Below are 25,367 nucleotides of genomic sequence, written 5' to 3' on the forward strand. Positions count from 1 at the left end.
TCCGGGGTGCGGACAGTGTCTGGTGGGTAGTTTGACTGGGGCGGTCTCCTCCCAAAGAGTAACGGAGGAGCACGAAGGTCAGCTAATCACGGTCGGACATCGTGAGGTTAGTGCAATGGCATAAGCTGGCTTGACTGCGAGAGTGACGGCTCGAGCAGGTGCGAAAGCAGGTCATAGTGATCCGGTGGTTCTGAATGGAAGGGCCATCGCTCAACGGATAAAAGGTACTCCGGGGATAACAGGCTGATACCGCCCAAGAGTTCATATCGACGGCGGTGTTTGGCACCTCGATGTCGGCTCATCACATCCTGGGGCTGAAGTAGGTCCCAAGGGTACGGCTGTTCGCCGTTTAAAGTGGTACGCGAGCTGGGTTTAGAACGTCGTGAGACAGTTCGGTCCCTATCTGCCGTGGGCGCTGGAGAATTGAGGGGGGTTGCTCCTAGTACGAGAGGACCGGAGTGAACGCACCACTGGTGTTCGGGTTGTCATGCCAATGGCACTGCCCGGTAGCTAAGTGCGGAAAAGATAAGTGCTGAAAGCATCTAAGCACGAAACTTGCCCCGAGATGAGTTCTCCCTGACCCCTTGAGGGTCCTGAAGGGACGTTGAAGACGACGACGTTGATAGGCCGGGTGTGTAAGCGCAGCGATGCGTTGAGCTAACCGGTACTAATGACCCGTGAGGCTTAACCTTACAACGCCAGAGGCGTTTTTGAGAGACATGATTTTCAGTTTGTGACGGATAAAGAATAAGCAGAAGCGAAGAGTTTTTCGTTTCGTGCACCAAGATTTGCCTGGCGGCTTTAGCGCGGTGGTCCCACCTGACCCCATGCCGAACTCAGAAGTGAAACGCCGTAGCGCCGATGGTAGTGTGGGGCCTCCCCATGCGAGAGTAGGGAACTGCCAGGCATCAATTTAAGACCAGTATGCTGGTCGTGACCACTCCGGTGACGCGGAGCGGGCGAAATACCTGAAGTCAGCGCAAGCGGACCTCAGTACAGAATCGGTGGAGCGGTAGTTCAGTTGGTTAGAATACCTGCCTGTCACGCAGGGGGTCGCGGGTTCGAGCCCCGTCCGTTCCGCCACCCTATTTAGGGGCGTAGTTCAATTGGTAGAGCACCGGTCTCCAAAACCGGGTGTTGGGGGTTCGAGTCCCTCCGCCCCTGCCAGAAAACGATCCTTTGCTTCGGCAAAGGATTTTTTTTTGCTTATAAAAAAGCAAAAAAGAAAAACCAGCTAAATCTAACTGGTCTCTGATCTCTTCTTTCTGCACGCCTGCCTGCTAATTCAGCTGTTTTGCCTGACCAGAATCGGGAATTTAAGCAGCTGACGGATATGCGCCTGCTGATCGCTGTTCTGCAACCAGACCGCATACAGCGGACGAACGGCGACCGGTGCATCCGGCATCACCATCAGTTCACTGTATACGCTTTGCCAGAAGTCTGGCAGAAACGCGCATGCACCCGTAGTGCAGAGCAGTTCACGGGTGACATGTGCCGATGTCGTGGTCAGCACCGGCACATCATCAGCGCCAGAGAGGTAGCTCTGATGCTGATGGAAATCGGCTCCCCACTCCAGCTTGATGTAGTCATACTTTTCGCGCTTTTCGCTCTGGCGGGCACAGAACAGTGCCAGCGAAATATGGCCAATCTGCTGGCTGGTTAATTCATCCATCTTAGGCGCTTCAGTGGTAATTAACAGATCCAGCTGACGCTCATGAAGCTGCTTAACCAGCAGATGCCGCTGCGCCACGCGTGCTTCTAAATGCAGGCTCTCACGATTCTCATACAGCGTCTGAAGCCAGGGTGTCAGATAGGCCTCCCAGAGCGATGCGCTGGCACCTATCGAGAGCTCATGATGCTGCTCAGTATGAGAAACCTCCTTCTTCGCCATTATCCAGGTGCTCATCAGGCTTTCCGCATAAGGAAGCAGTCGCTCCCCGGCGGCAGTCAGACGTATGTTGTTGCGATGCCGGGTAAAAAGGTTAACGCCGAGCTGATTCTCCAGCTGACGGATGCGAAAACTGACAGCAGATTGCGTAAGGTAAAGGGCTTCAGCAGCACGCCCGAAATGACGTGTTCTGCTCACTTCAAGGAAAGTTTTCAGTAATTCCGTATCCACAACGCGCTCCCAAAAATTGTTTGTCGTATAGATTTAAATGTTTTGTTTTACACTCTGTCAAGCCTATCTAATACTCCGCGCCATTAACAGCACGGCATTAGAGAATCAGGAGCGTGTAACATGGCGGAAAGCTTCTTAACAGAGAATCGTTTCTTTGATAACAAACATTACCCGCGTGGTTTCTCACGCCACGGTGACTTTACTATTAAAGAAGCCCAGCTTCTGGAACGCCACGGTTTCGCCTTTAATGAGCTGGATTTATCGAAGCGTGAGCCGGCAACAGAAGAAGAACGTTTGTTTATCGAAGTGTGTCGTGGCGTGCGTGAGCCGCAGACGGAAGCTGAGCGTGTATGGTCAAAGTATATGACCCGCATCAAGCGTCCTAAGCGTTTTCACACGCTGTCTGGCGGTAAGCCGCAGATGGACACCGTTGAAGACTACAGCGACAGCGACGATTAACAGAAAGGGGCGAGAGCCCCTTTTTTATTGCAGGCTGTTATGCAAATGGATCATTAATCGATCAATCGCGCGATAGCTGACCGCCTCCTGCAGATGGAGGCGGGTAATCTCTTTCTCTCCGGCCAGATCGGCCACGGTGCGCGCCACTTTTAAAATTCGCTGCCAGGCTCGCACAGATAACCCCAGTTTTTCCAGCACAGACTCCAGCCATTCGGCATCCTCTTTTTCAGGCTGGCACCAGCGCAGGATTTCCGTATTATTCAGATGCGCGTTAATTTTACCTGCGCGGGCGAGCTGGATCGCTCGCGCCGCAACGACCCGCTGACGAACCTGCTCAGAACTTTCAGCGGCCGGTCGCTGACCGCTGAGCATGCCACCGGGCAACAGCGGCACCTCCAGCGAAAGATCAAAGCGATCCAGAAACGGGCCTGATAACTTACTGAGATAACGCAGGATCTGCTGAGGCGAGCAGCGATTGTGCTGTCCCTGATAATGCCCGGTTGGCCCGGGATTCATGGCAGCAATCAGCTGAAACCGTGCCGGGAACGTGACCTTTGCCCGGGCTCGCGAAATGGCGATGAGGCCTGACTCCAGTGGCTCACGCAGTGAATCCAGAACCCTGCGGTCAAATTCCGGTAATTCATCCAGAAACAGCACGCCATTATGCGCCAGGGAGATCTCTCCGGGCCGCGGCAATGACCCTCCGCCAACCAGAGCATAGAGAGACGCGCTGTGATGAGGCGACCTGAAAGGCCGGCTGCGCCACTGTCGGTGCAGGGCAGTGCTGTTTATCAGGCTGGCTATCGCCGCACACTCCAGCGCTTCCTGGTCGCTTAAGGCGGGCATGATGCCAGGCAGACGGGTTGCGAGCATCGTTTTGCCGGTGCCAGGCGGCCCAATCAGTAACAGGTTATGCCCGCCCGCCGCGGTGATCTCCAGTGCTCTGCGCCCCTGCTGCTGACCGATGATATCCGCGAGATCGTCCCCAGGCGTGGCATGCTGATGCTCAGGGTAGGGAGCCGGTGATAATGTCAGCGCATTACGGAGAAAAGCGCAGACCTCACTGAGGTGAGCGGCGACCAGTGACGCGCCCTCACGAATCAGCCCGGCGTCACGCTGATTTTCCGCAGAGAGAATCAGCTGTCGCCCAGCCTGAAGGGCCATCATGGCCGCAGGAATTGCCCCCTGAACGGCGCATAGCGCGCCATCCAGCGCCAGTTCACCCAGAAACTCAAAGTGCATCAGCTTATCCGCAGGAAGCTGCTCTGAGGCGACCAGAATGGCAATTGCCATGGGCAGGTCATAGCGCCCGCCCTCTTTGGGTAAATCCGCTGGAGCCAGATTGATGGTGACCCGTCTGGCCGGGAAGGTAAAACCGCTGTTGATAATGGCGCTGCGAACCCGCTCACGCGCCTCTTTGACCGTGGTTTCAGGCAGACCCACCAGCGTCAGTGCAGGCAGGCCATTACTGATGTGAGCCTCAATGGTCACCAGCGGCGCTTCCACGCCTAATGCTGCGCGGGTCAGAACTTTAGACAATGACATACTCACTCCTTGTTGCCATCAGTCTGATCAGCACCGAAAAGGAAAGCGAGTACGCCTTCTGACGATTCCGACGCACTGCACAAGAAATTGAAGTCACTTTCACTGACTCTCATCGTGCTGCGAAACTGCACGTAAATTCAGCAGAACATCATTACGTCAGTAAAGTGATGAATATTTATCATCTTGTAATTATTACTTGTATTACAAATCGATAGGACGGGATTTAATCTCCCGCGCTAAAAAAAACCTGCAAAAAAAGTTGTGTTATGGCCCCTGACTATGATAACTCTGTAGGCATTACTTCGAACACGTAAAAGAATTGAACAACACATGAAAGCCCTTCTACAAGTGATTAGCCTGGTCGTGATTAGCGTGGTGGTGGTTATTAACCTACCGTGCGGGGCAACGCTTGGAGAAAGAAAGGCTTAAAAATCAAGCCTCGAATCCGAAAAAACCCCCGCACCGAAAGGTCCGGGGGTTTTTTTTCGACCCGGGGAAATATCAGTAAATCTGCAAGGAACAAACAATGAACAGTAGCATAAAATTCTGTTGTTCCCGTCAGGACACAGGAGAATAGCGATGACAGGTGCTCAGTGGGTAGTTCAGGCTTTACGCGCGCAGGGTGTTGATACCGTATTTGGTTACCCTGGCGGCGCCATCATGCCGGTATACGACGCGCTATACGATGGCGGCGTGGAACACCTACTGTGCCGTCATGAGCAGGGGGCGGTTATGGCCGCGATTGGCTATGCGCGCTCCACCGGCAAAACCGGTGTCTGTATTGCCACCTCCGGCCCCGGCGCTACCAACCTGATCACCGGTCTGGCTGATGCCATGATGGACTCCGTGCCGATCGTTGCGGTAACCGGTCAGGTCTCGTCTGCGTTTATCGGTACTGACGCTTTCCAGGAGATCGACGTGCTGGGACTGTCCCTGGCCTGCACCAAACATAGCTTCCTGGTTGAGTCACTGGATGAGCTGCCCGCTATCATGGCTGAGGCTTTTGCCATGGCGCAGGCAGGGCGTCCGGGGCCGGTACTGGTTGATATTCCCAAAGATATTCAGATTGCGCAGGGTGAACCCGCGCCGCATCTGGTTTCGGTTGAGGAGGAAGAGTCGCTGCCGCATCATGCCATCCGCGAGGCGCGGGCAATAATGACCCAGGCCAGAAAACCGATGCTCTATGTTGGCGGAGGCGTGGGCATGGCGCAGGCGGTTCCGGCACTGCGTGCATTCGCAGAAGAAACCGGCATCCCTGCCGTTGCGACCCTGAAAGGTCTGGGCAGCGTCGATGCGCAGAGCGAGGTTTATCTGGGCATGCTGGGGATGCATGGCACCAAAGCCGCTAACTATGCTGTTCAGGCGTGTGACCTGCTGATTGCGGTCGGTGCCCGTTTTGACGATCGGGTGACCGGCAAGCTGGATACCTTTGCGCCGCACGCCAGCGTGATTCATCTCGACATCGACCCCGCAGAGTTAAATAAGTTACGTCGCGCGCACGTCTCACTGCAGGGCGATCTCAACGCGCTGCTGCCCGCGCTGAGTCAGCCTTTGCACATCGACGCCTGGCGCGACGAGGTGAAGGCACTCAAGGCCAGTCACGCCTGGCGCTACGATCATCCAGGCGAGGCAATCTATGCACCGCTGCTGCTGAAGCAGCTCTCCGAGCGCAAACCGGACAGCGCGGTGGTCACCACCGATGTCGGACAGCACCAGATGTGGACGGCCCAGCATATGGCCTTCAGCGCGCCGGAGAACTTCATCACCTCCAGCGGCTTAGGCACGATGGGCTTTGGTTTGCCTGCCGCCATCGGTGCACAGGTCGCCCGTCCGGAAGATACGGTAATCTGCGTCTCGGGCGACGGCTCAATCATGATGAATATTCAGGAGCTGGGCACCATTAAGCGCGGAAAGCTGCCGGTCAAAATCGTGCTGCTGGATAACCAGCGTCTGGGCATGGTGCGTCAGTGGCAGCAGCTCTTCTTCGACGGTCGCTACAGCGAAACCAATCTCTCTGACAATCCCGACTTCCTCACGCTGGCCAGCGCTTTCAATATTCCCGGCCAGCGCATTACCCGTAAAGATCAGGTCGACGCCGCACTTGATGCTCTGCTGAACAGCGAAGGTCCTTACTTCCTGCATGTTGCAATTGATGAGCATGAAAACGTCTGGCCACTGGTACCGCCGGGTGCCAGCAATGCAAACATGATGGAGAAAACCGTATGAACCAGCATCAATTGTCTATCGAAGCCCGCTTCCGCCCTGAAATATTGGAGCGCATTTTACGCGTCGTGCGCCACCGCGGTTTTCAGGTCTGTTCTATGAATATGGCTTCAGTCGCCAACGCGGAAAACATTAATATTGAAATGACCGTTGCCAGCCAGCGCTCCGTCGATTTACTGTCTTCGCAGTTAAGTAAATTGATTGACGTTGCATGCGTTCAGATTCAACAACAGACAACACAACAAATCCGCGCCTAGCCGCGAGAGGGAATAACAATGAGCACGAAGAAAGCAGACTTTATTTGGTTCAATGGCGAGATGGTTAAGTGGGAAGAGGCGAAGGTCAGCGTCATGTCCCACGCGTTGCACTATGGCACGTCGGTGTTTGAAGGCGTCCGCTGCTACGACTCTCACAAAGGACCGGTTGTGTTCCGCCACCGTGAACACATGCAACGTCTGCACGACTCCGCCAAAATCTACCGTTTCCCGATTAAAAGCAGCGTTGATGAGCTGATGGAAGCGTGCCGCGAAGTCATCCGCGTGAACAAACTGAAAAGTGCTTATATCCGTCCGCTGGCCTTCGTGGGCGATGTGGGCCTGGGCGTGAACCCGCCAGATGGCTTTACCACCGACGTGATCATTGCAGCCTTCCCGTGGGGCGCGTACCTGGGTGCGGAAGCTCTGGAAAACGGCATTGATGCGATGGTCTCCTCCTGGAGCCGTGTGGCGCCGAATACCCTGCCAACTGCCGCAAAAGCGGGCGGTAACTATCTCTCCTCACTGCTGGTGGGCAGCGAAGCCCGTCGTCACGGCTATCAGGAAGGTATCGCGCTGGATACCAATGGCCTGATCTCAGAAGGTGCGGGCGAAAACCTGTTTGAAGTTAAAGATGGCGTGCTCTTTACCCCGCCATTCACCTCTTCAGCTCTGCCGGGCATCACCCGTGATGCCATCATCACCCTGGCGCGTGATATGGGCATTGAAGTGCGCGAGCAGACCCTGTCGCGTGAATCCCTCTATCTGGCTGATGAAGTGTTTATGTCTGGTACCGCTGCAGAAATTACCCCGGTGCGCAGCGTTGACCGTATTCAGGTGGGCGAAGGCAAATGTGGCCCGGTGACCAAACGCATCCAGCAGGCCTTCTTTGGTCTGTTCACCGGCGAAACCGAAGACAAATGGGGCTGGTTAGATCCGGTTAATCCATAATCAGATACAGCGCGGACGTCATCTGACGTCCGCGAGCTTTTTCTTACTGGAGTAAATAGAGCATGCCTAAGTACCGTTCCGCCACCACCACCCACGGCCGTAATATGGCGGGTGCCCGTGCCTTATGGCGCGCGACAGGAATGACCGATGACGATTTCGGTAAGCCGATTATCGCTGTGGTTAACTCATTCACCCAATTTGTCCCGGGCCACGTTCACCTGCGTGACCTTGGTAAACTGGTCGCCGAACAGATCGAAGCATCAGGCGGTGTGGCTAAAGAGTTCAACACGATCGCGGTGGATGACGGTATTGCCATGGGTCATGGCGGCATGCTGTATTCACTGCCTTCGCGTGAACTGATTGCTGACTCGGTCGAGTACATGGTGAACGCACACTGCGCCGACGCCATGGTCTGTATCTCCAATTGCGACAAAATCACGCCGGGGATGCTGATGGCGTCACTGCGCCTCAATATCCCGGTGATCTTCGTTTCAGGCGGACCGATGGAAGCCGGTAAAACCAAGCTTTCTGACCAGATCATCAAGCTGGATCTGGTGGATGCGATGATTCAGGGTGCCAACCCGAACGTCAGCGACGCCGACAGTGAGCAGATCGAACGCTCTGCCTGTCCGACCTGCGGCTCCTGCTCCGGCATGTTTACCGCGAACTCAATGAACTGCCTGACCGAAGCACTCGGCCTGTCGCAGCCAGGCAACGGCTCCCTGCTGGCCACTCACGCCGATCGTAAAGAGCTGTTCATCAACGCCGGTAAGCGCATCGTCAGCCTGACCAAACGTTACTATGAACAGGATGACGTCAACGTGCTGCCGCGGAGCATCGCCAACAAGGCCGCTTTCGAAAACGCCATGACGCTGGATATCGCCATGGGCGGTTCCACTAATACCGTACTGCACCTGCTGGCAGCCGCGCAGGAAGGCGATATCGACTTCAATATCTCTGACATCGATCGCCTGTCACGCAAAGTCCCTCAGCTCTGTAAAGTCGCGCCAAGTACCCCGAAATATCACATGGAAGATGTGCATCGCGCGGGTGGTGTTTACGCGATTCTCGGCGAGCTGGATCGCGCAGGTCTGTTCGACAGCAGCGCCCGAAATATCCTGCAGCAGACGATGCGTGAAACGCTGGATCAGTACGACATCATGCTCACAAGCGATCAGGCGGTAAAAGAGATGTTCCGTGCCGGTCCGGCGGGCATCCGCACCACCCAGGCATTCTCGCAGAGCTGCCGCTGGGACACGCTGGATGATGACCGTGCTGAAGGCTGTATCCGTACCCGCGAAAACGCCTATTCGCAGGATGGTGGTCTGGCCGTACTCTACGGCAACATCGCAGAAGATGGCTGTATCGTTAAAACCGCAGGCGTAGACAAAGAGATCCTGACCTTCACCGGCCCGGCTAAAGTCTACGAAAGTCAGGATGATGCTGTTGAAGCGATCCTGGGCGGCAAAGTGGTGGCTGGCGACGTGGTCGTGATCCGCTACGAAGGGCCAAAAGGCGGGCCGGGCATGCAGGAGATGCTCTATCCGACCACCTATCTGAAATCGATGGGACTGGGCAAAAGCTGCGCCCTGATCACCGACGGTCGTTTCTCTGGCGGCACCTCCGGTCTCTCTATCGGTCACGCCTCACCTGAAGCGGCAAACGGCGGCACCATTGCGCTGGTGAAAGATGGCGACACCATTGAGATCGACATCCCGAACCGCGGCATCAGACTTGCCGTGCCGGATGATGAACTGCACGCCCGCCGTGAAGAACAGCAGGCACGTGGCGATGCGGCCTATACGCCGATCAATCGTCAGCGTGAAGTCTCGTTCGCGCTGCGTGCTTACGCCTCACTTGCGACCAGTGCTGATAAAGGTGCTGTCCGCGATAAGAGCAAGCTGGGAGGCTGACCATGGCCGAGTCTCAACCGCTACCCGACGCACCCTGCGGCGCCGAGTATTTGCGCGCAGTGTTGCGTTCACCGGTGTACGAAGTCGCACAGGTAACGCCGCTGCAGAAGATGGAAAAAATATCATCGCGTCTTGGCAACACCATTCTGGTGAAGCGGGAAGATCGCCAGCCGGTGCACAGTTTCAAGCTGCGCGGTGCTTACGCGATGATTGCCGGCCTGAACGAAGAGCAGAAAGCGCGCGGCGTGGTAACGGCCTCCGCCGGTAACCATGCACAGGGCGTGGCGCTCTCCGCCAGCAAGCTGGGCATTAAGTCACTGATCGTGATGCCGCTGGCGACAGCCGATATCAAGGTAGATGCGGTGCGCGCGTTTGGCGGTGAGGCTTACCTGTTTGGTGCCAACTTTGATGAGGCGAAAGCTAAAGCGATCGAACTGTCGGAACAGCGCGGCTACACCTTCGTGCCACCGTTTGACCATCCGGCAGTGATTGCCGGACAGGGCACGCTGGCGATGGAGCTGCTGCAGCAGGATGCGCATCTGGATCGGGTCTTTGTCCCGGTTGGCGGGGGCGGTCTGGCAGCCGGTGTGGCGGTGCTGATTAAACAGCTGATGCCGCAAATCAAAGTGATTGCGGTGGAGTCAGAAGATTCAGCCTGTCTGAAGGCGGCGCTGGAGGCGGGTCATCCGGTCGATCTGCCCCGCGTCGGGCTGTTTGCCGAAGGCGTGGCGGTGAAGCGTATCGGCAGCGAAACCTTTCGCCTGTGCAAAGCGTATCTTGACGACATCATCACCGTCGACAGCGATGCCATCTGCGCAGCAATGAAGGATCTGTTCGAAGATGTCCGTGCCGTGGCGGAGCCTTCCGGGGCGCTGGCGCTGGCGGGCATGAAGAAGTATATCCAGCAGCATGAGATCAAAGGCGAACGGCTGGCGCATGTCTTATCCGGGGCCAACGTCAATTTTCACGGCCTGCGATATGTCTCTGAGCGCTGCGAGCTGGGCGAACAGCGTGAGGCGCTGCTGGCTGTGACCATCCCGGAACAGCAGGGGAGCTTTTTACGCTTCTGCCAGACGCTGGGCGGGCGTGCCATCACGGAGTTCAATTACCGCTACGCTGACGCGGATAAAGCCTGCATCTTTGTTGGTGTCAGGCTGACCCGTGGCGTCGAGGAGCGCAGCGAGATTATCAGCGAACTGACCCACGGCGGCTATCAGGTGGTCGATCTCTCTGATGATGAGATGGCAAAGCTGCACGTGCGTTACATGGTGGGCGGACGACCTTCCAAACCGCTGCGTGAACGGCTTTTCAGCTTTGAATTTCCGGAGGCACCCGGCGCGTTGCTGAAGTTTCTGCAGACGCTTGGCACGCACTGGAATATCTCGCTGTTTCACTACCGCAGCCACGGCACTGATTATGGCCGCGTGCTGGCGGCCTTTGAACTGGGCAGCGATGAGCCGCGTTTCGAAGAGCATCTCACCGATCTGGGCTATGACTTTCATGATGAAAGCCAGAACCCGGCGTTCCGCTTCTTCCTGTCAGGCAGCTGATTACAGCTGGCTCCAGAAGGCACTGATCAGCGGCTCACCGAGCCGCTTTTTTTGTACGCAGATGCCGAGTTCAAACGGCGCGACCGATTCAACATTTTCCAGCATCATCACGCGGTTACGCACCGGTTCCGGGCTGTTTTCCAGCACCACATGCGGCAGCAACGCGATGCCGCATCCCAGCGCCACCATCGAGACAATCGCTTCATGCCCCGACACCGTGGCGTAAATCAGCGGGTTAGGAATGCGATGGCGGCGGAACCAGAGATCGATACGCCGCCGTGCCGGACCCTGGTCCGGCAGAATAAACGGAATCTGTGCCCAGTCTGGCTGTGGCTGTGTAGCCTGCGTACGAACGGCACAGGGTAAGGCGGGCGCAATCAGGACCAGCGGGATCAGCCCCAGTGGCATAAAATCAATGCTGGCTGGCAGCGTTTCAGGGCGTCCGGCAATCGCCAGATCGGCATCACCGGAGTGAACTTTTTCCAGCGCATCCGCGGCATCGCCGGTATTCAGTTTAATTTCCACCTGCGGATGTTCGGCGCGAAAGCGGTCGAGGATAGGCGGCAGATGGCTGTAGGCCGCCGTTACCGAGCAGAACAGCCGCAGCTCGCCGCTGAGTGACGGACCATTGAGATCCATGACATGACGCAGTTGCTGATACTGCAGCAGCGTCTGCTGGGCAAACTGACGCAGGCGTTCACCCGCCTCCGTCAGCGTGACGGTACGGTTATCACGCAGAAACAGCGCATGGCCGACATCCTCTTCAAGCCGCTGGATCTGGCGTGACAGCGTGGAAGGGCTGACGTGCATAGCACGCGCGCTGCGCCCGAAGTGGCAGCTTTCTGCCAGATGAAGAAACAGTTTCAGATCCCGTAAATCCATGTGCGCGTCGCCTCTGGGTGGTGTTGCATTTATTGCAATGTGACGTTGTTAATATATCAATTTAAGCAACAGAATTCCTGTCATATGATGGGGTCATTCGCGGCGCTGCATGACACGCCGTTCCTGAACAAAAAAAGCAAACACAACTTACCGGAGTACCCATGGCTAACTATTTCAACACACTGAATCTGCGCAATCAGCTGGCGCAATTAGGCAAATGTCGTTTCATGGCGCGCGATGAGTTCGCAGATGGTGCGAGTTTCCTGAAGGGCAAAAAAGTCGTTATCGTTGGCTGTGGCGCACAGGGCCTGAACCAGGGTCTGAACATGCGTGATTCCGGTCTGGATGTCGCCTATGCACTGCGTGCTGAAGCGATTGCTGAGAAACGCCCTTCATGGCGCAAAGCGACCGATAATGGTTTCAAAGTGGGAACCTACGAAGAGCTGATCCCGCAGGCGGACCTGGTGGTAAACCTGACGCCAGACAAACAGCACTCTGCGGTGGTTCAGGCTGTTCAGCCGCTGATGAAAGATGGCGCTGCGCTGGGCTACTCACACGGCTTCAACATCGTTGAAGTGGGCGAGAGCATTCGCAAAGATATCACTGTCGTCATGGTGGCACCGAAGTGTCCGGGTACAGAAGTGCGTGAAGAGTATAAGCGTGGCTTCGGTGTTCCGACCCTGATCGCTGTTCACCCGGAAAATGATCCAAAAGGCGAAGGCATGGCGATTGCTAAAGCCTGGGCAGCCGCAACCGGTGGCGATCGTGCTGGCGTGCTGGAATCCTCTTTCGTGGCAGAAGTCAAATCTGACCTGATGGGTGAGCAGACTATTCTGTGTGGCATGCTGCAGGCGGGTTCACTGCTCTGCTTCGACAAGCTGGTGGCGGAAGGTCATGACGCGGCGTACACCGAAAAACTGATTCAGTTCGGCTGGGAAACCATCACCGAATCGCTGAAGTTCGGCGGCATCACCCTGATGATGGATCGCCTCTCTAATCCGGCAAAAATCCGTGCATACGCGCTGTCTGAGCAGCTGAAAACCATCATGGCTCCGCTGTTCCAGAAGCACATGGATGACATCATCTCAGGCGAATTCTCTTCCGGTATGATGGCCGACTGGGCGAACGACGACAAAAACCTGCTCACCTGGCGTGAAGAGACCGGTAAAACTGCGTTCGAAAATGCGCCGCAGTTTGAAGGTAAGATCGACGAGCAGGAGTACTACGACAAAGGTGTCGTTATGGTCGCCATGGTCAAAGCGGGCGTGGAGCTGGCGTTTGAAACCATGGTTGATGCGGGCATCATCGAAGAGTCTGCTTACTATGAATCCCTGCACGAGCTGCCGCTGATTGCTAACACCATTGCCCGTAAGCGTTTGTACGAAATGAACGTGGTTATCTCGGATACCGCCGAATATGGTAACTACCTGTTCTCCTTCGCGGCTGTACCGCTGCTGAAAGAGTTCATGACCACGCTGCAGCCAGGCGACCTGGGTAAAGCCATTGAGGGAACGCAGGTAGACAACGCGCAGCTGCGTGACGTCAACGAAGCGGTTCGCCAGCATCCGATTGAAATCGTGGGCCGCAAACTGCGTGGCTACATGACCGACATGAAGCGTATCGCTGTCGCAGGCTGATAAGCGGCACCCCCGTTTTCAGCAAAACAAACCCCGGCTTGCCGGGGTTTTTTGTTTGGGAACACTGCCTGAGAAGTTCGCTGGTGGAATGGCGCCTGCACTGCCTGCTTCGCTGTGAGACCGAGCCTGCACAGGCAACACGGTCAGATCGGAAAGGCGCTTAAGCCAATCCCTGGCCGCTCGGCCCGCGCGATTACGCACCTCATCCCTGAGGTGCGCCCGTAAACGGGCCAACGCGTTGCGTTGTTCAAAAACGCTCCCGGCGTTTTTATCCGGGCGGCGGGACGCTTTCCTCTTCTGCCCGTGTTCCCTGTGCCCTTAAGCTTCTGCATTGCTGCCAGAATAACCCTGCCCATTAGCACGATGCAGGATCTTCAAACAGACAGCCAATCAATTTAAAGCGATGGGAGCATACGCCTGTAGCCAAAGCATAGCGGGCCAGGGATGGCCCGCGCTGAGCCCGCCAGGGATAGCGTCTTTTGCGTCTTTGCGAAAGGCGTATACTCCCTGAGCCTGTCGGCTAACCTCAAGGCGACACTTTGAACCCTGCGGAGTAAATGTATGCTCCCTGAACCGCCCTTTATTGACTAAACCCAACCCATAAAAAAACCCGGCATCTGCCGGGTTTTACTGACTTTCATCCTACCGGACTACACGTCATACAGCGTCTGGTGACGCGTCTCTTTACAGGCGAGCAACGCAATCAGTGTCAGCACCGCCATCGACGCCAGATAGAACCCTACCGCCTGTAAGCCATAACTGGCATTCAGCCAGGTCGCGATGTAAGGCGCAACTGAGGCACCCAGAATCGAGGAGAGATTGTAGGAGAACGAGGCACCGGTATAACGCACTTCGGTCGGAAACAGCTCCGGCAGCAGTGCGCCCATCGGGCCAAACGTCAGCCCCATAATGCTCAGACCCAGCAGCAGGAACGCCATCACCAGCGCCTGCGAACCCGAACCGAGCATCGCCGGGAACAGGAACGAAAACGCGATAATCATCAGCGTGATGGTAATCATGGTCTTGCGACGACCAAAGCGATCCGCCAGCACGCCCGCAATCGGCACCATCACGCCAAAGCCAATGACTGCCAGCATCAGCATCCACAGCATACTGTTACGCGGAATGCCCAGACCCGCTGGCGCTGGCGTGGTGCCGTAACTCATTGAATAAACCGTCATGATATAGAACAGCGTATAGGTCGCCAGCATGATAAAGGTGCCGAGAATGGTGGCAGTCAGGTGCCTGCTCAGCAGCGCCGCAATCGGTACCCGAACCTGCTTCTGCTCTTTCTGCACTTTGGCAAACACCGGACTTTCATGCAGCGAAACGCGCACATAGAGGCCAATCAGCACCAGTACGGCAGAGAGAATGAAGGGAACGCGCCAGCCCCACTGCATAAACTGCTCGTCAGTCAGCAGCCACGAGAGCAGCAGAAAGGTGCCGTTAGCAAAGAAAAAGCCGATCGGCGCGCCCAGCTGCGGGAAGGAGCCATAGAGCGCACGCTTCTTCGCCGGAGCGTTTTCCGTTGCCAGCAGCGCTGCGCCACCCCATTCGCCGCCCAGGCCCAGCCCCTGACCAAAACGCGCCAGCGCCAGCAGCAGCGGCGCCATCACACCAATGGTTTCATAGCCCGGCAGCAGGCCAATCACCACGGTGGAGATCCCCATGGTCAGCAGCGAGGCAACCAGGGTGGCCTTACGTCCTACGCGGTCGCCAAAGTGACCAAACAGGGCAGAGCCAATCGGACGCGCAATAAAGGCGATAGCGAAAGTGGCGAGCGACTGTAGCGTGGCGACGGTGGCATCACCCTGCGGGAAGAAAATATGGGGAAAAACAATCACCGCAGCCGTGGCATAAATATAAAAGTCGAAGAATTCGATGGCCGTGCCGACCAGTGAGGCTATCACCACTTTACTGCGTGAGTTAACCGGTGCGGGGTCCTGCTGTTTGTCGAGTGTGTCTGAGAGGGAGGCTTGCATAACTGTTTCTTATTTGTAAATACAGACAAAGAATCTTACGCACCTGACTGACCGCATTCAATGGCGAAAACCCGCGCCGCGCCTGGCTTCAGCGGGCAAAAAGAGGATAATTTCTGTGGTGCGGCGAATGCCGGGTGATACCGGGGTAAACCGGACGATATCTGGCGGGATACTCTGTGAAAGGGCTAAATAAAAGTGACCCCTCAGCTATTCATCCTGTTATCTGAGTAAAAAATAGCCGAGGGGAGGTGTTTTCCGCTGTTGTTAACAGATCAGGACGTTTTGCGTCGTGCTGCGCTGCCCGCTTCAGGCATCTGCGGATCGTCTTTATATTTAGCTGTGGCGATCCATGCCGCACAGAACAGCGTCAGACGGGCGAAGAAGTAGAAGAACGCCATCAGGCCGAGCACGGAACCAAAGGCCGCGCCTGAAGGGGAGGTTGCCAGCTTTGGCAGGGTCAGCGTCATGACAAACTTGATCACCTCAAAACCGATGGCCGCCAGCAGCGTCCCGCGGAACAGCGCCTTCTTGCGTGGCTTATGTCGTGGCAGGATCCAGAAAATCCAGAGAAACAGCAGGTAGTTAGCCAGCACAGAAATCGAGGTGGCGATAATGGTCATCGCAGGCCGCAGCCAGTCGATGCCATCCAGCCCCAGGGCGCTCACGATGGTCGCCTGGGCAGACCCCGCCACTGAGGTCAGCGAAAGCGTAATGATCAGGGCCAGCATCAGGCCGGTCAGCGACAGGAAATCGCGGATGTAGCGTTTCCAGATCTTCTCCTGGTCATCAGGATTGCGTTCCCAGACGTCGCGCGACTGGGCACGAATGGCTTCCCGCAGATTCCCCATCCAGTTCAGACCGGAATAGAGCGCCAGCAGTAAACCGGAGATCCCCACCGTGGCGCGCTGCTGAATGGCGGTATTCACCGTATTCTTCAGCGTGGTCGCCAGCGTCGGGTCGCTGATGCTGCTGACGATTTTATTGATGATATCGGTCAGCAGATCCGGATTGGAGGCGAGTACAAAACCCACGGCGGCAAACGACACCATCAGAATCGGGATCAGCGATAAAAATGAGAAATAGGTAATGGCCGCACCAAACTGGCTGCCGAGCCGGTCGTTAAAGCGCTCAAGGGCACGGATAAAATGCGCCACCGCCGGAATGGCCTGAAACCAGGCGGCAAAACGCGACACGCGGACAATCGACTGGTCCACGGTCTGATTGCCGGTTTTAATGTCGATAAGCGGTTTCTCTGGCTGTGTATCCTGCGAATGTTCCTGCTTGTCTGTCATAGACCTTCACTGTCCTGTTTGTCATTAAAATCAGAGTATAGTCGCTCAGGTGACGTACTCCTGCAGCACCTGACTCAGCCACTCCATAAAAACCCGCACGCGACGCGCCACATTGCGCCGGTGCGGATAGAGCAGGTGGATCGGCATGGGCCTGGCAGGGAAGCGATGCAGCACCTCGACCAGCTCGCCGTTTTCCAGCAGGGGCTGAATGCCGGCCGCCGGCACCTGAATAATGCCTAATCCAGCCAGACAGGCGGCGCGGTAGGTTTCGGTGCTGTTCACGGTCACCGCGCCGCCGGTGTGAACATAGTGGCACTGCCTGCCATCAAAATATTCAAAACCCGGTGCGGCCTGGCCCAGCTGCTGGCTGTAGTGGACCATCGCATGCTGCGACAGCTCCTCCAGCCGGACCGGCATCCCGAAACGCGAAAGGTAGCCAGGGCTGGCGCAGTTGATCAAGGTGTGGGTGCCAATTTTTCGCGCGATCAGTCCCGAATCCTTCAGCTCGCCGACCCGGATAACACAGTCAAAGCCTTCCCGGATCACATCCACCTGACGGTCACTGCTGCTCAGTTCAATCTCTACGCCAGGGTAGTGCTGCAAAAATTCCGGCAGGCGGGGAAGGATAAAACCGGTCGCCATCGCGACGGACATATCGACCCGCAGCTTGCCGCTGAGCGTGGCGGGATCGTGCTGGAACAGACTGTCCATATCGTCGATCATCGACAGCAGGTCCAGACAGCGATCGTAATAGACCAGTCCATCCTGAGTCAGTTGCACCCGGCGCGTGGTGCGATGCAGCAAACGGGTTGCCATTTGATTCTCCAGCGCCTGTATCTGCCGCGATACGCTGCCTTTAGGCACGCCTAAACTCTCTGCCGCGCGGGTAAAACTGCCCATTTCGGCCACCCGCACAAATACCTGCATTGCGTGAATTTTGTCCATGTTGTTCACCGATTGTTGTTTTTATTGAAACAGTGATGCGCTTTTTACACTGTTTATAGATCAATAATTCGCGAATATCCTTAACACGTGTTCAACTTTTCAACAGGTGTGAGAGATGAATCAGAAAGTTGCGTTAATTACCGGTGCAAATCGCGGTTTAGGCCGTAACGGCGCGTTAAAACTGGCTGCCAGAGGCACCGATATCATCCTGACCTACCGCACTCATGCCGATGAGGCGCAGGCGGTTGTCAAAGAGATTGAGGCGATGGGACGGCGTGCAGTGGCGCTGGCGCTGGATGTCGGCGAAACCGGTCAGTTCGATCGCTTTGTCGGGCAGGTGAAAGAGGCCCTGCAGCAGCAGTGGCAACGGGATCGCTTTGACTATTTAGTGAACAACGCCGGGCACGGTCACTATAAGCCGTTTACCGATACCACGGAGGCGGAATTTGACGCCCTGGTGAATGTCCATTTCAAAGGTCCCTATTTTCTGACCCAGAAGCTGCTGCCGCTGATCAACGACGGAGGCCGCATCCTGAACATCTCCAGCGGTCTGACCCGGCTGGTCTATCCGGGCTCTGCGACCTACGCATCAATGAAAGGGGCGATGGAGGTGCTGACCCGCTATCAGGCGAAGGAGCTGGGGGCGAGACGGATTCGGGTCAATATTCTGGCACCCGGGGCGATAGAAACGGACTTCGGCGGAGGCCGGGTGCGTGACACCCGGGAGATTAACGATCAGATTGCTGCACTGACGGCGCTGGGCCGGGTGGGATTACCGGACGATATCGGCGATGCCATCAGCGCGATTCTCAGTGATGAAACCGGCTGGATCACCGCGCAGCGCATCGAAGCCTCAGGCGGGCAGGGCATTTAACCCCCGGCGGCATCGTGGCCCGCCGATGCCGCCAGCCTTACAGCGCGATTGTGCCGTCGATGACGGTGACGGTATGGCCGCCAATCCAGATCGTGCCACTATCGAAGGTCACGTTTACCCGACCGGCACGCTGCAGCGCCGTGCCCTGACGCACACGATAGCCTGTGGTCTGTCCCGCCATGGCAAAGTAACGCGCCAGGCAGGCGTTGGCACTGCCCGTCACCGGATCTTCGGTCAGGCTGCCATTCTCGACCAGCAGGGCGCGTACTTCATACTGCTCCTCTTCTCCCTGCGGCAGGCGGCCAAACACCATTATCCCCGATACGTCCGCCTGTTTAAGCAGACGATCGAGTTCGCTGACGCTGGGCTGCAGCGCCAGCACCGCGTGGGCGCTGGTCATCGGCACCAGCAGCCAGCGGATACCCATATCAACCACCGTCGGGCTTTGCGTCAGATCGAAAGCCTCGCTGTTTAACGCCTTCGCCATCAGCGCATCCTGCCAGGGTGTCAGCGTGGCAGCCGGGGCGGCAAACGCCAGTTCACCCGTCTCATTAATCTTCACCGTGACGTTACCGACGCCGCACTCCTGCACAATCTCGCCGGGTGTGCGGGTTGGCCAGCCGGCCTCCAGCAGGGCGTGCGCCGTACCCAGCGTGGGATGACCGGCAAACGGCAGCTCGCCTTTAACGGTAAAAATGCGCACCCGATAGTCGGCTTCCGCATGCTCAGGCGGCAGCACAAAGGTGGTCTCCGACAAATTAGTCCAGCGGGCAATGGCGGCCAGCTGGCTGTCGCTTAACCCCTGCGCATCCATAATGACCGCCAGCGGATTGCCGTTAAAGGCTGATGAAGTAAACACATCGACTTGCTTAAACGCGACCTGCATGGTGACTCCTTGCTGAGGGTGTTCTGGGTGGCCTTTTCTCTGCCAGATGATTGCTTATAACAGCTAACAGCGTTATCAATAAGTTAAAGATTCTACCGGAGACTCTGCATGCTAACGATCCTGGGACGCGCCTCCTCAATCAACGTGCGCAAAGTATTATGGCTGTGTGACGAGCTGGATCTGGATTACCAGCGCGAAGAGTGGGGCGACGGTTTCCGCTCCACGCATCTGCCGGAGTTCATGGCACTCAATCCGAATGCGATGGTGCCGGTGCTGAAAGATGATGACTTAGTCATCTGGGAATCTAACGCCATCCTGCGCTATCTGGCGAATGCCTATGGCGGCGAGTGGCTTTATTCGCCTAATCCGCAGGCGCGTGCACCGGTCGATCAGTGGATGGACTGGCAGGCCACAGAACTGAATACCTCCTGGCGCTACGCTTTCATGTCGCTGGTAAGAAACTCTCCGGCTCATCAGGATCCGCGCCTGCTGGCAGCGGCCTGCAAAGGCTGGGCGCACACCATGAGCATCCTTAATCAGCAGCTGGAAAAAACCGGTCGCTACGTTGCCGGACGCAATTTCACCCTGGCCGACATTCCGATTGGTCTGGCGGTAAACCGCTGGTTTGAGACGCCGCTTGAGCATCCCGATTATCCGGCGGTTCGCACCTATTACGAGCGCCTGACCGAACGGCGTGGTTACACCGTCTGGGGCCGCAACGGGACGCCCTGAGCCTCGCCAGCCGGGAGTCCTGACAGTTCACAGGCAATCTCTCCGGCGCGCTGAATCGCCCGGCTATAGCGCGCATCAAACGGATAACAGCAGGAGAGACGCAGCGCATGGTTGTAACGCTCGCTCAGGGAATAGAGCGCGCCAGGCGTGACGCAGATCTGCTCCTGCAGCAGCCGGTCAAACATCTCCGTGGTCTTCACGTTGCCGGGTAACTCGACCCAGAAGACGAATCCTCCGCGCGGCAGCGTGGCGCGGGTGCCCTGCGGGAAGTAGCGGGCGATCAGTCCCCGCGCCTCATCCAGATTGGCTGCGTAGCGACGGCGCAGGGTGCGCAGGTGGTGATCGTAACCGCCGGACGCAAGAAACTCCGCCAGTGTTTCTGACAGCAGGGCCGATTCAGCCATCGACGAAACCGCTTTGAGCCGGGCAATCGCGTCGTGAAAACGGCCGGCAGCGGTCCAGCCAATCCGGAAGTCGGGTGCCACGGTTTTGGTGAAGCTGGTGCAGTAGATCACCCAGCCATCGCGATCAAACGCTTTCACAGCGGGCGAGAGGGGCCAGTCGAACTGCAACTCGTCATACAGTCCATCTTCGATCAGCGGAATATGGTAAGTATTCACTAACTTTGCCAGCCGCTTCTTGTTTGCCAGCGACATGCCGCAGCCCAGCGGGTTCTGCACACCGGGCATGGCAATCAGTGCCTTGATGCGCTGCTCCTGCAGCAGCATCTCCAGCGCATCCAGCGACAGGCCATGCTGCGGATCGGTGGGGATTTCCAGCGCTTTAAGGCCCAGCGACGCCAGTAGTGGAAACAGGAAGAAGTAGGTCGGCGACTCCAGCCCGACACAGTCGCCGGGCTGCGTGACCGCACGTAATGCCAGCTGCAGGGCTTCCATGCAGCCGTGGGTCAGGGTGATCTCATCGGCGGTCAGCCGCTGTCCGGCGTGCAGCGCCCGGCGCGCAATCTCCTCCCGTAAGCGCTCACTACCGGGCGGAAGCGCATAGCGCCCGATTAGATTGGGATGACGGCGCAGCAGTGAAGCCGTGATCCGGGCGATGCGGGTCGCAGGGAAAAGTTCACTGTCCTGCGGGCAGGCCAGCGAGATATTGACGTAGTCGGGATGGTTCTGTGCGGCAAACACCTTATCAATCAGGTCGAGTTTACCGCTGCCGGGGTCGCGTACCCGGGTCTTATGCTCACCGTGACGGGTCACGGCGGGCAGCACGCCGCGCACGTAGTAGCCCGACTGCGGCCGAGCCTCAATCAGACCGCGATCTTCCAGCAGCTGCCAGGCATTCAGCACCGTATTCACACTGACCTGATGGGACTGAGCGACACGCCGGATCGCTGGCAGGCGTTTGCCCGGTTTCAGCGTGCCCTGGTGGATGGCCTCAGCGAAGCTGTCCGCCAGCTGCTGATAAAGACGCTGATCGGAAGAGGGAGCAAGGGACACAGTAGCCTCCGGATTGGATGGGTACAATTGTTGCAAACGTAAACTGTAACCATCACAATAGTGATTTTGTGTCACTGTTACCATTCTTTTCCGCGCCGTAGCATAGAGCTCTGTCCACTTTCAGGAGCGCCACCATGCTTGATCCCTCTTTCTTCAGTTACGTCACCGTCATGTCGATTACGCCAGGCCCGAACAATCTGTTGCTGGCGACCTCCGGGGTCAATTTTGGCATGCGGCGCACCCTGCCGATGATGTTCGGCATTTTACTGGGCTGTGCGGTGCAAACGGTGATTGCCGGAATGGCGCTGGAGGTGCTGCTGCACTGGATGTCGGCGATTCGCCTGCCGCTGACGCTGGCAGGCTGCACCTATCTGTTGTGGCTCTCCTGGAAGATATTTCGTGCTGCCGCCCCCGAAACGCGAACCCGGCCGCAGCCGATGACGCTGCTGGGTGGCGCCTGTTTCCAGGCGATTAACCCCAAAGCCTGGCTGATGGCCAGCAACGTGGCACTGCTCTACAGCGCCAGCAGCGGCGTCGTCACGGTGATGATCTGCTTCATGCTGCTCAATCTGCCCTGCATCCTGATCTGGGCTGCGCTGGGCGACCGCCTGCGCAGCCATCTGCAGATTGCCTGGAAGCGCCAGCTGTTTAACAGCCTGATGGCGCTGTCGCTGGTGGCGACCACCGTCTGGATGGTGACCGACGCGCTGCAGGCCGCTTAGTCAGGCGCGCCTGGTGCAGTGGCGGATGGCCATTTCCAGTTCTGCACCTCCGGCAGATCCTCGCCATGTTCGCGGACATACTGGTGATGCGCGGCCAGACGCTGCTGCAAATCCTCCAGCAGCGCGGGATGAGCATCCGCCAGCCCGGGCACGCGCAGAATCGCCTCCTGCGCCAGATGATAGCGGTCCAGTTCGTTGAGTACCGTCATATCAAATGGCGTGGTGGTGGTGCCCTCTTCATTGAAGCCACGCACGTGGAAGTTGCGATGATTGGTGCGCTGATAGGTCAGGCGATGCACCAGCGTCGGATAGCCGTGGAAGGCAAAAATCACCGGTTTATCCTGCGTAAACAGCGCATCAAATTCCGCGTCGGATTTGCCATGCGGGTGCTGATCCTGCGTCTGCAGCGCCATTAAATCGACCACGTTTACCACCCGGATCCGCAGTTCTGGCAGCATCTCGCGCAGCAGATCGACGGCCGCCAGGGTTTCCATGGTGGGCACATCACCGGCACAGGCCATCACCACATCCGGCTGTGCATTATCGGGCGTAGTGCCCGCCCAGCGCCATTCGCCCATGCCCGCTTCGCAGTGGGTTATGGCACTGGCCATGTCGAGCCACTGCGGCGCAGGCTGTTTGCCCGCCACAATGACATTAATGCGGTCCCAGGTGCGCAGACAGTGGTCGCCTACCCAGAGCAGCGTATTGGCATCGGGCGGCAGATAGATACGTACGATGTCCGCTTTCTTATTGGCAACGTGATCGATAAAGCCGGGGTCCTGATGGCTGTAGCCATTGTGGTCCTGGCGCCAGACGTGCGAAGAGAGCAGATAGTTGAGTGAGGAGATGGGTTTACGCCAGCCCAGCTTACGCGTGACTTTCAGCCACTTGGCATGCTGGTTAAACATGGAATCGATGATGTGGATAAAGGCTTCATAGCAGTTGAACAGCCCGTGACGGCCGGTCAGGAGATAGCCCTCCAGCCAGCCCTGACACTGATGTTCACTGAGAATTTCCATGACGCGGCCATCGCGCGCCAGCTGCTCGTCGTAGGGCTCTGTTCTTTCCAGCCAGGTGCGGCTGGTCACGTCGAAGACCGGCGTCAGGCGGTTTGAGGCGGTTTCATCCGGGCCAAACAGCCGGAAGTTGTCGCGGTTTCGCTGAAACAGCACGCTGAGGTAGCGTCCCAGATGCTCGGTAGCCTGCGCCATCTGTGAACCCGGTTCGCCGACCTCGCAGGCAAACGCGGCGAGCTCGGGCGTCTCCAGCTCACGGCGCAACAGGCCGCCATTAGCATAAGGTGAAGCCCCCATGCGCTTGTCGCCCTCCGGCGCCAGCGCCTGCAGCTCCGGCTTCAGGCGACCCTGTTCATCGAACAGATCATCCGGCTGGTAGCTTCGCATCCACGTTTCCAGAATCTGACGATGACCTTCATCTTCACGACAGGCGGCGACCGGCACCTGATGCGCCCGCCAGAAATCCTCTACTTTTTTGCCGTCGACCGTTTTGGGGCCGGTCCAGCCTTTGGGGCTGCGCAGGATAATCATCGGCCAGCGCGGCACATCGGTCGTGGCGTTGCCCTGGCGCGCCTCACGCTGGAAGGCGGTGATTTTTGCCAGAGCATTGTCCAGCGCTTCCGCCATTAACGGATGCATTTTCTCCGGCTCATGTCCGCTGACAAACAGCGGCTCATAGCCGTAACCGCTGAACAGCTGACGCAGATCTTCATCGCTGCTGCGACCCAGCAGCGTCGGGTTAGCAATCTTGTAGCCGTTGAGATGCAGAATAGGTAACACCGCGCCATCACGTTGCGGATTGAGGAATTTGATGCCGTGCCAGCTGGACGCCAGCGGTCCGGTTTCCGCTTCGCCGTCGCCGATGACGCAGGGCACCACCAGGTCGGGATTATCGAAAGCCGCGCCAAATGCATGAGAGAGCGAATAGCCCAGCTCCCCCCCTTCATGAATTGAGCCGGGCGTCTCCGGGGCCGCGTGGCTGGGAATGCCGCCCGGGAAGGAGAACTGTTTAAACAGGCGCTGCATGCCCGCCGCATCCTGGCTGATGTGCGGATAAATTTCGCTGTAGCTGCCCTCCAGCCAGGTGTTAGCCACCATGCCGGGGCCGCCGTGGCCGGGTCCGCAGATGTAGATCATGTTCAGATTTTGCTGCCGGATAATCCGGTTGAGGTGGGCATAGATAAAATTCAGCCCTGGCGTGGTGCCCCAGTGGCCCAGCAGGCGCGGTTTGATATGTTCCGGCCGGAGTGGCTCGCGCAACAGCGGGTTATCCATCAGGTAGATCTGCCCGACGGAGAGGTAGTTCGCCGCCCGCCAGTAGCGGTCAAGCAGCGTGAATTCCGGTGAAGCAGGGGAGTAAGACATGCCTTTTCCTCCTGAGTGTTCAGCTAAAAGATCTCTTAACCCTAATAGAGAAACCCCAGGACGACCAGGCAACCGGCCAATAAAAAAGGCCAGGGTCCCTATCGATAACGAACCCAGGCCGTGAAAATCGCCTGATATAAACTGTCCGACATGATGACGTCAGTTCATTGAATAAGCGTTTTAAAGATGATTTTTTGATTCAACGCCGGGCAGCTTTATTTGATATAAAGCTTATAATTTATCAGCCCTATCACTATTCCAGTGATCGCTATTTTAATTGCGTTTTTTATCGTCAGTGAATCATGGATAAAATAGTCAATTAAAAACAGGGCTAAAACGATTAGCAGCGTATTAAGGATGACTCTTTTTACCGCCTTCATCACCACCAACTGGTTAATCCATAAGTAAAGGCCGCACCTGCGGCGCCTGAAGCGGCTCCGGCGATCCATCCCGGTACCAATCCGATTCCAGGAATGATTACGCCTGCGCTTACTGAACCCAGTACTCCAGATGCTAATGCGGACTTGAACATACCTGAACTATTTATTTCTTACATGAGAAACTTT

The 25,367-nt window shown here is 57.0% G+C and carries 20 protein-coding genes, 2 tRNA genes and 2 rRNA genes; 15 read left to right on the forward strand and 9 right to left on the reverse strand.

Annotated features, from left to right (window positions below; translation table 11 throughout):
• From CKF42_RS06505 to CKF42_RS06520, 4 genes are all read left to right on the forward strand, one after another.
• Window positions 1–692, forward strand: a 23S ribosomal RNA gene (locus CKF42_RS06505); the annotation flags it as partial.
• Window positions 693–791: 99 nt separating this feature from the next.
• Window positions 792–907, forward strand: a 5S ribosomal RNA gene (rrf, locus tag CKF42_RS06510).
• A gap of 99 nt (window positions 908–1,006) precedes the next feature.
• Window positions 1,007–1,083, forward strand: a tRNA-Asp gene (locus CKF42_RS06515).
• 8 nt (window positions 1,084–1,091) lie between these two features.
• Window positions 1,092–1,167 (forward strand) — tRNA-Trp (locus tag CKF42_RS06520).
• A 118-nt stretch (window positions 1,168–1,285) separates the two neighbouring features.
• On the opposite strand, the gene hdfR is transcribed toward CKF42_RS06520, so the two are convergent.
• A complete protein-coding gene (gene hdfR, locus CKF42_RS06525; protein WP_009087990.1) occupies window positions 1,286–2,119 on the reverse strand; it encodes an HTH-type transcriptional regulator HdfR in 834 nt (277 codons plus the stop codon).
• 120 nt (window positions 2,120–2,239) lie between these two features.
• On the opposite strand from hdfR, the gene CKF42_RS06530 reads away from it, so the two are divergent.
• Window positions 2,240–2,578 carry a DUF413 domain-containing protein gene (locus tag CKF42_RS06530; protein ID WP_009087989.1) on the forward strand — a complete coding sequence of 113 codons (339 nt, stop codon included), beginning with the start codon at window positions 2,240–2,242 and terminating at the stop codon, window positions 2,576–2,578.
• A gap of 24 nt (window positions 2,579–2,602) precedes the next feature.
• On the opposite strand, the gene CKF42_RS06535 is transcribed toward CKF42_RS06530, so the two are convergent.
• Entirely contained in the window at window positions 2,603–4,123 is a 1,521-nt protein-coding gene (locus CKF42_RS06535) for a YifB family Mg chelatase-like AAA ATPase (protein WP_111207818.1), read from the reverse strand.
• A 330-nt stretch (window positions 4,124–4,453) separates the two neighbouring features.
• Between CKF42_RS06535 and ilvL the strand changes: the two genes are divergently transcribed.
• The 6 genes from ilvL (at window position 4,454) to ilvA (ending at window position 11,014) form a co-directional block, all read left to right on the forward strand.
• The gene (ilvL, locus tag CKF42_RS06540) at window positions 4,454–4,552 is read left to right on the forward strand and encodes an ilv operon leader peptide (protein WP_072101316.1); all 99 of its coding nucleotides are present in this window, start codon (window positions 4,454–4,456) and stop codon (window positions 4,550–4,552) included.
• A 150-nt stretch (window positions 4,553–4,702) separates the two neighbouring features.
• Entirely contained in the window at window positions 4,703–6,349 is a 1,647-nt protein-coding gene (gene ilvG, locus CKF42_RS06545; RefSeq protein ID WP_111207819.1) for an acetolactate synthase 2 catalytic subunit, read from the forward strand.
• Complete coding sequence (ilvM, locus tag CKF42_RS06550; RefSeq protein ID WP_008926359.1) at window positions 6,346–6,603, forward strand: acetolactate synthase 2 small subunit; 258 nt, start codon at window positions 6,346–6,348, stop codon at window positions 6,601–6,603. The genes ilvG and ilvM overlap by 4 nt, the downstream gene beginning before the upstream one ends.
• 18 nt (window positions 6,604–6,621) lie before the next feature.
• Window positions 6,622–7,551 carry a branched-chain amino acid transaminase gene (locus CKF42_RS06555; protein ID WP_009087986.1) on the forward strand — a complete coding sequence of 310 codons (930 nt, stop codon included), beginning with the start codon at window positions 6,622–6,624 and terminating at the stop codon, window positions 7,549–7,551.
• A 62-nt stretch (window positions 7,552–7,613) separates the two neighbouring features.
• Window positions 7,614–9,464 carry a dihydroxy-acid dehydratase gene (ilvD, locus tag CKF42_RS06560; RefSeq protein WP_111207820.1) on the forward strand — a complete coding sequence of 617 codons (1,851 nt, stop codon included), beginning with the start codon at window positions 7,614–7,616 and terminating at the stop codon, window positions 9,462–9,464.
• Between the two features lie 2 nt (window positions 9,465–9,466).
• Window positions 9,467–11,014 carry a threonine ammonia-lyase, biosynthetic gene (ilvA, locus tag CKF42_RS06565; RefSeq protein WP_111207821.1) on the forward strand — a complete coding sequence of 516 codons (1,548 nt, stop codon included), beginning with the start codon at window positions 9,467–9,469 and terminating at the stop codon, window positions 11,012–11,014.
• On the opposite strand, the gene ilvY is transcribed toward ilvA, so the two are convergent.
• On the reverse strand, window positions 11,015–11,896 hold the full coding sequence (gene ilvY, locus CKF42_RS06570; RefSeq protein ID WP_009087982.1) for an HTH-type transcriptional activator IlvY: 882 nt from the start codon (window positions 11,894–11,896) through the stop codon (window positions 11,015–11,017).
• Between the two features lie 161 nt (window positions 11,897–12,057).
• Here ilvY and ilvC point away from each other — a divergent pair, with 161 nt between their 5' ends.
• The gene (ilvC, locus tag CKF42_RS06575) at window positions 12,058–13,533 is read left to right on the forward strand and encodes a ketol-acid reductoisomerase (protein WP_046100812.1); all 1,476 of its coding nucleotides are present in this window, start codon (window positions 12,058–12,060) and stop codon (window positions 13,531–13,533) included.
• A gap of 650 nt (window positions 13,534–14,183) precedes the next feature.
• On the opposite strand, the gene CKF42_RS06585 is transcribed toward ilvC, so the two are convergent.
• From CKF42_RS06585 to CKF42_RS06595, 3 genes are all read right to left on the reverse strand, one after another.
• Window positions 14,184–15,515, reverse strand: a complete 1,332-nt coding sequence (locus CKF42_RS06585) for an MFS transporter (RefSeq protein ID WP_009087978.1) — start codon at window positions 15,513–15,515, stop codon at window positions 14,184–14,186.
• 272 nt (window positions 15,516–15,787) lie between these two features.
• Window positions 15,788–16,807 (reverse strand): inner membrane protein YhjD, encoded by a 1,020-nt coding sequence (yhjD, locus tag CKF42_RS06590; protein WP_009087977.1) that lies wholly within the window; start codon window positions 16,805–16,807, stop codon window positions 15,788–15,790.
• A 45-nt stretch (window positions 16,808–16,852) separates the two neighbouring features.
• Complete coding sequence (locus tag CKF42_RS06595; protein ID WP_009087975.1) at window positions 16,853–17,752, reverse strand: LysR family transcriptional regulator; 900 nt, start codon at window positions 17,750–17,752, stop codon at window positions 16,853–16,855.
• 115 nt (window positions 17,753–17,867) lie between these two features.
• On the opposite strand from CKF42_RS06595, the gene CKF42_RS06600 reads away from it, so the two are divergent.
• The gene (locus CKF42_RS06600) at window positions 17,868–18,626 is read left to right on the forward strand and encodes an SDR family NAD(P)-dependent oxidoreductase (RefSeq protein ID WP_111207823.1); all 759 of its coding nucleotides are present in this window, start codon (window positions 17,868–17,870) and stop codon (window positions 18,624–18,626) included.
• Between the two features lie 37 nt (window positions 18,627–18,663).
• Here the strand turns inward: CKF42_RS06600 and CKF42_RS06605 are convergent, their stop codons facing one another.
• A complete protein-coding gene (locus CKF42_RS06605; protein ID WP_111207824.1) occupies window positions 18,664–19,512 on the reverse strand; it encodes a PhzF family phenazine biosynthesis protein in 849 nt (282 codons plus the stop codon).
• A 108-nt stretch (window positions 19,513–19,620) separates the two neighbouring features.
• On the opposite strand from CKF42_RS06605, the gene CKF42_RS06610 reads away from it, so the two are divergent.
• On the forward strand, window positions 19,621–20,244 hold the full coding sequence (locus CKF42_RS06610) for a glutathione S-transferase family protein (RefSeq protein ID WP_046100809.1): 624 nt from the start codon (window positions 19,621–19,623) through the stop codon (window positions 20,242–20,244).
• Here CKF42_RS06610 and CKF42_RS06615 read toward each other — a convergent pair.
• Entirely contained in the window at window positions 20,211–21,698 is a 1,488-nt protein-coding gene (locus CKF42_RS06615) for a PLP-dependent aminotransferase family protein (RefSeq protein ID WP_058956904.1), read from the reverse strand. The genes CKF42_RS06610 and CKF42_RS06615 overlap by 34 nt on opposite strands.
• A gap of 134 nt (window positions 21,699–21,832) precedes the next feature.
• Between CKF42_RS06615 and CKF42_RS06620 the strand changes: the two genes are divergently transcribed.
• The gene (locus CKF42_RS06620; RefSeq protein WP_058956905.1) at window positions 21,833–22,420 is read left to right on the forward strand and encodes a LysE family translocator; all 588 of its coding nucleotides are present in this window, start codon (window positions 21,833–21,835) and stop codon (window positions 22,418–22,420) included.
• Here the strand turns inward: CKF42_RS06620 and CKF42_RS06625 are convergent.
• On the reverse strand, window positions 22,417–24,801 hold the full coding sequence (locus CKF42_RS06625) for a phosphoketolase (RefSeq protein WP_111207825.1): 2,385 nt from the start codon (window positions 24,799–24,801) through the stop codon (window positions 22,417–22,419). The two genes, CKF42_RS06620 and CKF42_RS06625, sit on opposite strands and share 4 nt — an antisense overlap.
• Window positions 24,802–25,367 lie beyond the last annotated feature (566 nt).

Origin of the sequence: Pantoea sp. ARC270 (genome assembly GCF_003236725.1) — a bacterium.
GTDB classification, from domain to species: Bacteria; Pseudomonadota; Gammaproteobacteria; order Enterobacterales; family Enterobacteriaceae; genus Pantoea; species Pantoea anthophila.